The organism is Caulobacter sp. P1_B12_2 (genome assembly GCF_056406675.1).
The window spans coordinates 1-8,406 of record NZ_JBFTZS010000180.1; the positions used below are offsets into that span (position 1 = coordinate 1).

At 68.3% G+C, this 8,406-nt stretch carries 11 protein-coding genes; 7 read left to right on the forward strand and 4 right to left on the reverse strand.

The features are described 5' to 3' along the window. Window positions 1-2: 2 nt before the first annotated feature. The 3 genes from AC1DZ6_RS12800 to AC1DZ6_RS12810 are packed head-to-tail and all read right to left on the reverse strand — an operon-like array spanning window position 3 to window position 1,606. Entirely contained in the window at window positions 3-686 is a 684-nt protein-coding gene (locus tag AC1DZ6_RS12800) for a DNA alkylation repair protein (RefSeq protein WP_477097554.1), read from the reverse strand. A 59-nt stretch (window positions 687-745) separates the two neighbouring features. Further along, window positions 746-1,228: an SRPBCC family protein gene (locus tag AC1DZ6_RS12805; RefSeq protein ID WP_477097555.1), complete on the reverse strand. Its 483-nt coding sequence runs from the start codon at window positions 1,226-1,228 to the stop codon at window positions 746-748. 33 nt (window positions 1,229-1,261) lie between these two features. Next, window positions 1,262-1,606, reverse strand: a complete 345-nt coding sequence (locus AC1DZ6_RS12810) for an ArsR/SmtB family transcription factor (protein WP_477097556.1) — start codon at window positions 1,604-1,606, stop codon at window positions 1,262-1,264. A gap of 143 nt (window positions 1,607-1,749) precedes the next feature. Between AC1DZ6_RS12810 and AC1DZ6_RS12815 the strand changes: the two genes are divergently transcribed. The 3 genes from AC1DZ6_RS12815 to AC1DZ6_RS12825 all read left to right on the forward strand — a co-directional run bounded on the left by AC1DZ6_RS12815 (window position 1,750) and on the right by AC1DZ6_RS12825 (window position 5,230). Next, window positions 1,750-3,234, forward strand: a complete 1,485-nt coding sequence (locus tag AC1DZ6_RS12815; RefSeq protein ID WP_477097557.1) for a methyl-accepting chemotaxis protein — start codon at window positions 1,750-1,752, stop codon at window positions 3,232-3,234. A 128-nt stretch (window positions 3,235-3,362) separates the two neighbouring features. Further along, window positions 3,363-4,583: a DUF2336 domain-containing protein gene (locus AC1DZ6_RS12820; protein WP_477097558.1), complete on the forward strand. Its 1,221-nt coding sequence runs from the start codon at window positions 3,363-3,365 to the stop codon at window positions 4,581-4,583. Window positions 4,584-4,810: 227 nt separating this feature from the next. Then, the gene (locus tag AC1DZ6_RS12825; protein ID WP_477097563.1) at window positions 4,811-5,230 is read left to right on the forward strand and encodes a Ros/MucR family transcriptional regulator; all 420 of its coding nucleotides are present in this window, start codon (window positions 4,811-4,813) and stop codon (window positions 5,228-5,230) included. A 161-nt stretch (window positions 5,231-5,391) separates the two neighbouring features. Here AC1DZ6_RS12825 and AC1DZ6_RS12830 read toward each other — a convergent pair whose 3' ends face one another. Next, on the reverse strand, window positions 5,392-6,420 hold the full coding sequence (locus AC1DZ6_RS12830; RefSeq protein WP_477097559.1) for a 2-hydroxyacid dehydrogenase: 1,029 nt from the start codon (window positions 6,418-6,420) through the stop codon (window positions 5,392-5,394). 420 nt (window positions 6,421-6,840) lie between these two features. Between AC1DZ6_RS12830 and mopJ the strand changes: the two genes are divergently transcribed. The 4 genes from mopJ (at window position 6,841) to AC1DZ6_RS12850 (ending at window position 8,370) form a co-directional block, all read left to right on the forward strand. Further along, a complete protein-coding gene (gene mopJ / locus AC1DZ6_RS12835) occupies window positions 6,841-7,344 on the forward strand; it encodes a motility/cell cycle regulatory protein MopJ (protein WP_477097564.1) in 504 nt (167 codons plus the stop codon). 104 nt (window positions 7,345-7,448) lie between these two features. Beyond that, window positions 7,449-7,823 carry a hypothetical protein gene (locus AC1DZ6_RS12840; RefSeq protein ID WP_477097560.1) on the forward strand — a complete coding sequence of 125 codons (375 nt, stop codon included), beginning with the start codon at window positions 7,449-7,451 and terminating at the stop codon, window positions 7,821-7,823. Continuing rightward, complete coding sequence (locus AC1DZ6_RS12845) at window positions 7,820-8,089, forward strand: DUF5985 family protein (protein ID WP_477097561.1); 270 nt, start codon at window positions 7,820-7,822, stop codon at window positions 8,087-8,089. Before AC1DZ6_RS12840 ends, AC1DZ6_RS12845 begins: the two co-directional genes overlap by 4 nt. Beyond that, window positions 8,086-8,370, forward strand: a complete 285-nt coding sequence (locus AC1DZ6_RS12850) for a DUF5985 family protein (protein ID WP_477097562.1) — start codon at window positions 8,086-8,088, stop codon at window positions 8,368-8,370. The genes AC1DZ6_RS12845 and AC1DZ6_RS12850 overlap by 4 nt, the downstream gene beginning before the upstream one ends. The last annotated feature ends 36 nt before the right edge of the window (window positions 8,371-8,406 follow it).

Consider the following 8,406-nt stretch of genomic DNA (forward strand, 5'->3'; position numbering starts at 1 on the left):
ACTCAGGCCTTGCCGCGGGTGCCTGTCACCGTTCGTGGCGCGGCCTTTGCCGCCTTTTCCAGAGCCCGCACCGCGTCCTTGCCGTTCCAGCGCGCCGACGGCTCGGGCGAGGCGGCCAGGCGGCGGGCGGTCTCGAGCGCGGCGGCCTTCAGCACCGGGCTCTTGCGCAGCCCGATCGCCCGCAGCGCCCAGTTCACCGCCTTCTTGACGAAGTTCCGATCGTCGCCGGCCGCACGCTCGATCAGCACCAGGCCGTCGAGGAACGGCTGGTCGTCGTCGCCCTTGTGGTGCAGGGCCAGGCAGGCCAGCAAGGCGAAGGCGGCCCGCTTGCCGAACTCGTCGTTCAGCCGCGCCCACTCGCCGACCTTGGCGAAGGCGTGGGGCGACTGGTCGAACAGCTTGAAGCAGACCGTGTCGACGATCGCCCAGTTGTCGAAGTCGGCCCGCCAGGCGTCCATCTGGGCCGGTGTCACCTGGGCCGGATCGTCGACCAGGCTGGCCAGCATCAGGGCCTCGTAGACGCCGGTCTCCCACAGGCCGGCGGCCAGCTCGCGATCGCGGCCCAGGCGCTTGGCGATCTTCTGCAGGTTGGCCATCGACACGCCCAGGGCGCTGGGCGCGTCGATGGCGAACCGCGAGAGATTGGCCAGGTCGTGGTCGGTGGCCGCCTCGCGCAAGGCGGCCATAGCGCTCGCGACCCGATCTTCCATCACCATGCCTGGCCCCTTCTCGACAGGTCCGGCCGTCAGTCGACGGTTTCGAGCAGGGCGTCGAGGCGGGCGTAGCCCATCTCCATCCCCTCGGTCATGCCGCTGACCAGGGCGCCCTTGCGCGCCGCTTCGTTGGCGTAAATCACCGAGGTGGTCAGGGTGGTGCGCCCGCCGGCTTCGGCCAGGGTCGAGGTGACCACGGTCTGGCCGCCGGTCCAGTCGTCGTCGAACACCTCGGTGTGGACGATCCGCTCGGGCGCGGTGATCTCCTGGTAGACGCCGGCCAGGCCCATGTCGCGGCCGTCCTGGTTGCGCCAGACGTAGCGGAACTGGCCGCCGACCTTCAGGTCGATCTCGCAGACCGGCATGGTCCAGCCGGGCGGACCCAGCAGCCAGCGCTTCACCAGATCGGGCTTGGTCATGCAGTCGAACACCAGGTCGCGCGCGGCGGCGAAGGCGCGGGTGAACACCACCTCGCGGTCGCCCTGGGTGGCGAGCGTCAATTTGTCTTGGGCCACGGGTCGTCTCCTTCTGGATGGGGGGAGGGCGCTTCAGCGCCCCTGGGTGGTCTTCAATTCGTCGAGCAAAGTGTCGAGGCGCYGGAAATTGGCCTCCAGCGTCTGGCGGTAGGCCTCCAGCCAGGCGTTGGCCTCGGCCAGGGGCTTTTCCTCCACCCGCACCGGGCGGCGCTGGGCGTCGCGGCCCCGCGAGACCAGCCCGGCCTTCTCCAGCACCTTCAGATGCTTGGAGATCGCCGGCTGGCTCATGGCGAACGGCGCGGCCAGCTCGCCGACCGAGGCCTCGCCCGTCGCCAGCCGCGCCAGGATGGCGCGCCGGGTCGGGTCGGCCAGGGCGGCGAAGGTGGCGTCGAGCCCCGCGGGATTTCCATAACTCATCAGTTCCATAACTAAATGGTTATATTCATCGCGAGCGGGCGTCAAGCCCCGTCAAAATGTCGCGGCGCGGGTATGGTTAATGAGGCGTTAGGACTCAGTCGCCATTTCTCGAATCTGGCCTAGCTGGGCCTCGGAGATTCGGAATGAGCGGGTTCAATCGGCTGCCTCTCGGCTGGAGGCTGATCGTCGTCCTCGGCCTGCTGGCGGGCCTGGGCCAGCTGGGCTGGGCGGCGTTCGGCGGGCCGGGCCTGGTCTCGCCGTTCAGCATGGCAGGCATGGCGACCCTGGTGGCCACCCTGATCATCGGACTCCTGGCCTGGAATGACGCCACGCGTCGCGCCCTGGACGGCTTGAGCCGTTCGGTCGACGCCCTGGGCGCCGGCCAGTATGACCAGCCCCTGCGTTCACCCGACACCGACGACCAGCAGGTCCAAGCCCTGGCCAAGGGGTTGGACGGCGTGCAGCGCAAGCTGGCCGTCGACCGCACGGCCCGCGCCGCCGAGGACGCCGAGCGCGCCGCCGCCGACGCCGAGCACGGCCGTCGCGCTCTGGAGCTCGAGACCTACGCCCGCACCCAGCTGACCGCCGTCAACACCCTGGGCCAAGGCGTCGAGAAGCTGGCCGAGGGCGACCTGATCTGGCGCATGCGCGAGGAGGGCTTCCCGGCCGAGGCCCGGAAGATCCCCAGCGACTTCAACGCCGCCGTCGACAACCTGCAACAGACCCTGGCCGGCATCCTCGGCGCGGCCCGCAGCATCCGCGCCGGCTGCGGCGACATCTCGGCCGCCGCCGACGACCTGGCGCAACGCACCGACCGCCAGGCGACCGGCCTTGAGCGCACGGCCGCCGCCCTCGACCAGATCACCGCCACGGTGAAGAAGAGCTCCGACAACGCCGAGAAGGCGCGGGGCGTGACCCAGAGCGCCAAGTCCAACGCCGAGAAGAGCGGCCTGGTCGTGCGCGAGGCCGTCGAGGCCATGGGCGGCATCGAGAAGTCCTCGCAGTCGATCACCCAGATCATCGGCGTCATCGACGAGATCGCCTTCCAGACCAACCTGCTGGCCCTGAACGCCGGGGTCGAGGCCGCCCGGGCCGGCGACGCCGGTCGCGGCTTCGCGGTGGTGGCGCAGGAGGTGCGGGCCCTGGCCCAACGCTCGGCCGACGCCGCCAAGGAGATCAAGGGCCTGATCCGCGCCTCCAGCGAGCAGGTCGGCAAGGGCGTCAAGCTGGTCGGCGAGACCGGCCAGACCCTGGACCAGATCCTGGGCCAGGTGATCGAGATCAACGACCTGGTCGGCGAGATCGCCGCCTCGTCCAAGGAGCAGGCGGGCGGCCTGGCCGAGGTCAACGCCGCGGTCAACCAGATGGGCCAGGTGATCCACCAGAACGCCGCGATGGTCGAGCAGTCGGCGGCCGGCGCCMGCGCCCTGGCCGCCGAGGCCGAGGAGCTGGAGCGCCTGCTGGGCGGCTTCCAGATCGGGGCCCAGATCCACGAATATCGTCCGCGCCAGGACCATCGTCGCGAGGCCCCCGCCGCCCCGCGCCGCGAAGCCTTCCGCGATCGCTACGTGCAGGGCGCCAATGCGTTGAAGATCGAGCCGCGCTCGCGTCCCGGCGAATGGCGCTGACGCAGGGCGATGTCTCGCCCTGTGGCGGAGCCGATCGAAGCGGCGCACATTCTGATCCTGGACCGCTCATCCGACGTTAGGGCGTTTGGGTCTAGGCTCAGGCACGACGGGCTTCCGTCAGGACGACCATGAACGAATACGCCGCGCCCTTCGCCCGACCCGAGTCCGAACCGGCCCCCACGCCGCGCTCGCGCGCCGCCCTGCTCAAGCGGCTGGCCGACGTGGTCTGCCTGCCGGCCAGCCGCATCAACGCCTTCGAACGCTCGATGACCGCCGACCTGCTGGTGGAGATGCTGCGCGACGCCGTCGTGGGCGAGCGCGAGAAGGTGGCCCGGCGCCTGGCCAACCTGACCGAGATGCCCGGCGTCCTGGTCCGCCTGCTGCTGCGCGACGAATTGCCGGTGGCCCGGGCCCTGCTGGAGAATTCGCCGGTCCTCAGCGACGCCGACCTGATCAGCTGCCTCTACAACAGCACCCAGGACCACCGCCGGCTGGTCGCCCTGCGGCGCGGCGTCAGCGAGGTGGTGGCCGACGCCCTGGTCGACATGGACGAGACGGGGGTCATCGAGATCCTGCTGAAGAACGACCTGGCGCGCTTCAGCCACCAGGGGGTCGAGAACATCGTCGCGGCCAGCCGCGACAATCCGCAACTGATTCCCCTGCTGCTCAAGCGCGCCGAACTGCGCCCCAGCCATGCCTATGTGATGTTCTGGTGGTCGGACGCCGAGGCGCGACGGACGATCCTGCAACGGTTCGCCGTGTCGCGCGAGATTCTGCAGGACGCGGTCGGCGACGTCTTCCCCCTGGCCTCGGCCGAGGGGTGGCAGGATCCGCTGTCGCGAAAGGCGCTTCAGTTCATTGAACGACGTCAGCGAAATCGCGCCGCCATCGCCAAGAGCCCCTATGACAGTCTCGAGGACGCGATCGCCGCGGCCCAGACCGGCATGACCCGCGAGACGGCCGAGGAGATCTCGTATCTGTCGGGCCTCAAGCCCATGACCGGGGCCAAGATCTTCACCGATCCGGGCGGCGAGCCGCTGGCGATCCTGTGCAAGGCCACGGGTCTGCCGCGCGGCGCCGTGAGGGCCTTGTGGCGAGGGCTGCGCAGGCCTGAGGCCGACGCCTCGGGCGTACCGTCGCCGGCCCTCGAGCGGGTGCTGACGGCCTTCGACACCATCGCCGTGGACCGCGCCCAGACCATGCTGCGCTACTGGAACTGGTCGCTCTCGTCGGCCATGACACCGGCCCTGCTTAAGGCCATCCGCGAGGGCGACGAAGCCGCCGTGGATGAGTATTCGGTGCCGCAGCGCGCGGCCATGCTGGCGCTTTCCCGCGACTTCGCACGTTAGTCGACCAAAGTCGTTGAGTGTGTTCATCGACTATTGTCTGGCCAGGGTTCGCCTAAAGCTGAAACATTATGTCGGCCGACAGCTTAGCGTTGCGTGGTAAGGCCAGTTCACAGACTCCCCTGAACGGTAGATACCAGCACGTCTATGTTGCTAGAGTGCAATAATATGCTATCCAAAACTGAATTGGCTCCTGGGAAGCCAGTATGAGTCGGGGGAGAGACAAGAAGATGGACAACCAGTCCGACCTGATGGAAGTCACGGCAGGCCTTGTCGCCGCTTATGTGGGGGGCAACACCATCGCGGCGGCCGACATCCCGGCCCTGATCCGCAGCGTGCATCAGGCCCTGTCGAATGTCGGCGCGAAGGTCGAGGCCGCCGAGACCAATCGCGAGCCGGCCGTGTCGATCCGGCGCTCGATCACGCCGGACTATCTGATCTGTCTTGAGGACGGTCGAAAGTTCAAGTCGCTGAAGCGGCACCTGCGCACCAAGTACGACCTGAGCCCCGAGCAGTATCGCGCCCGCTGGGACCTGCCGAAGGACTATCCGATGGTCGCGCCGAACTACGCCCAGGCGCGGTCGGACCTGGCCAAGCAGATGGGCCTGGGGCAGGGCGGCCGGAAGCCGGCGCGCCGCGGGCGCGGTTGAGGGCCCGATAGAGTTCTGACGCAATTTGTATTGTCATCCCGGACAAGCGCGTAGCGCGCCGATCCGGGACCGACGCGTGAACTCAGAGCTTCCGGCGGTCCGGATCGGCGCCCGACTTGTCCGGGATGACAGCCGTTTTGAAGCTTAGCTGAATCCGCGCCCTACCGCCCGCCGCGAACCTGCGCCGCCGTGACCTCGAAGGCCAGGGGCCGGCCCGCACCGGCGTCGGCCAGGCTGGCCAGGGTGGTCTGGGCGATCGCCGACAGCGCCTCCTCGGTCAGGAAGGCCTGGTGGCCGGTGATCAGCACGTTGGGGAAGGTCAGCAGGCGCTGGAAGACGTCGTCCTGGATGATCTCGTTCGAGAGGTCCTCGAAGAACAGATCCGCTTCCTGCTCGTAGACGTCCAGGGCGACGCCGCCCACCCTTCGGGACTTTAGCCCCTCGATCAGGGCGACGGTGTCGATCAGCGCTCCACGACTGGTGTTGACCACCACCACGCCGGGACGCGCGGCGGCCAGCCGGGGTCCGTCGATCAGGTGGCGGGTTTCGGGCGTCAGCGGGCAGTGCAGGGTGATCAGGTCGACCTCGCGCAGCACTTCGTCCACGGGAGCGTAGCGCACGCCGATCGCGAGCAGTTCGGGATCCTCGACCAGGTCGCTGGCCAGCACCTCGCAGCCGAAGCCCAGCCGCAGGCTCCGGGCGACCAGGGCGCCGATCCGGCCCGTGCCCACCACCCCGACCTTTCGGCCCGAGAGATTGCGGCCGATCAGGCCGTCCAGGGCGAAGTTGTTCTCGCGAACCCGGTTCCAGGCGCGGGGGATATTGCGGTCCAGGGCCAGCATCAGCCCGATCGTGAACTCGGCCACCGCTTCGGGCGAATAGGCCGGGACGCGCACCACGGCCAGACCCAGGCGCTCGGCCGCCTCCAGATCGACATTGTTGTATCCGGCGCAGCGCAGGGCCACGAAGCGGGTCCCGCCCTTGGCCAGGGTCTCCAGCACGCCGGCGTCCACGCGGTCGTTCACGAACACGCAGACGGCGGCGTAGCCCTCGGCCAGGACCGCCGTGCTGGCGTCGAGCCGAGCCTCGAAATAGTCGATCTGGTGACCGAAACCGCGATTGGCCGCGTCGAGGAAGCGGCGGTCATAGGCCTTGGTCGAGAAGACCGCCACGCGCAGGGCGGCGGTCAACCAGCAGGACCGATGGTCAGGGCGTCGTCGGCGGTCTCGGCGCGCATTTCGGTATCCTCGGTCAGTTCGATGCGACGATAGCATGGGGTTCGGAAGCGCCCAGGTGATTTGGGCCGTTCGGGTTGTGGCTTCCGGGCAACGGACCGGCGGAAGGCCGGGCGTGTAATCGGGCGTCCGAGCCGGCCCGCCCTCGCTGGAAAGTTTGAGTCTGAGCGTTCATTAACCTTAACTCAAACAATCGCTTGCGTGTCCGGGGGGCGTTTTGGACGCGCCCCTAGGCATCCTCATTTGGCCCTGAACGTTTCGCTTGCGGATTGACTCGCCTCAACAAACTTAGCTGTGGAGCGCGATTTTCGCTGGCGGCGATTCGGTCCTTAAGACATAGTGAATCGTCGTGATTCCAACGGCTTGTTAAGGAATCTGAAGATGAACGCGCAGATGAGCGCATCGGCCACGGCGGCCCGCGCTCACCAGGAGATGTTCGCCTACTGGGCGTCCCTCCGCCGGGGGGCTAGCCTCCCGTCGCGCCTCGACCTGCATCCCGCCGGCATCAAGCGCATGCTGCCGACCGTCAGCCTGATCGACGTCAAGCGCGACCCGGACGGCGCGATCGACTACCGCCTGCGCCTGGCCGGCACCGGCCTCTACACCGTCTATGGCCGCGAGATCACCGGCCGCACCCTGGACGACGTCTACAACACCGCCGCCGTCGAATACTGGCGCCGCGAGCTGGACAAGGTGGTCACAGAACGTCGCCCGGGCGTCGGGGTCCACAGCCTGGCCTGGAAGGGCACGCCGCACATGTCGATCCTGTGGCTGCGCCTGCCCCTGGCCAGCAACGGCAAGGACGTCGACATGATCCTCGGCTACGACGCGGTGGTCGGCTCGCAGGTCGGCGAGCACAGCGGCATTCGCGCCGCCTAAAGGCTCTTCGCGCCGTGATCGCCACGGCTCAGCTTGCTCCCAGCATTTCGCCGCCTATTGTCCGCCGCGCGAAAGCCTTTGGGGAATCTGGGGAAGGGGCCGCGGTGACCGCCGACCACGACGTCTTTCAGTTCATTCGCGAGCACGTGCGTTCGGTCTGGGCGTTGGAGCTGCTGCTGCGGCTCAAGCACGACCCCGGGCGTCGCTGGTCGGTGGAAGAACTGGTGGGCGACCTGAGGGCCAGCCACAGCCTGGTGGCCGACAACCTGGCCGCCTTCGAGAGCGCCGGGCTGGTGGTCGCCGACGACGACGGCGGCTTTCGCTATCAGCCCGCCGCCGTGGTGCTGGCCAAGGTCTGCGACGACCTGGACAAGACCTATCGCACCAAGCCCGTCACGGTGATCCGCTGGATCTCGGCCCCGACCGAGCGGCTGCAGTCCCTGGCCGACGCCTTCAAGTTCAAGGGGAAAGACCGATGAGCGGGCCCACGGTGGTCTATATCCTCTGCATGCTGGCCAGTCTGACCTGCGCGGGCCTGCTGACCCGGGCCTGGCTGACCAGTCGCTCGCGCCTCCTGCTCTGGACCGCGATAAGCTTCGGCTTCCTGGCCCTGAACAACCTGTTGCTGGTGGCCGACCTGGTGATCTTCATCACCCAGGTGAACCTTCTGCCCTACCGCCAGGCCAGCGCCGGCCTGGCCATCGCCACGCTGCTGTACGGCTTCATCTGGGAGGTGGACGAATGAGCGTCCCGATCACCCCGCTCGAAGGCCTGATCGCCGGCGGCCTGGCCACGGGCTTCCTGATCGCCGGCCTGTTCTTCCTGAAGTTCTGGCGGCGGACGGGCGATCGCCTGTTCCTGGCCTTCTCGGCCGCCTTCGGCCTGCTGGCCGTGGGCAACGCCCTGCCGGTGCTGCTGGGCACGCCGCACGAGGAGCGCAGCGGCATCTACCTGATCCGCCTGGCCGCCTTCGTGCTGATCATCGTGGCGGTGCTGGCCAAGAACCTGCGGCGGGGCGAGCGCTAAACGCTCACCCCTCCAGGAACTGCTCCACCTCGCGCC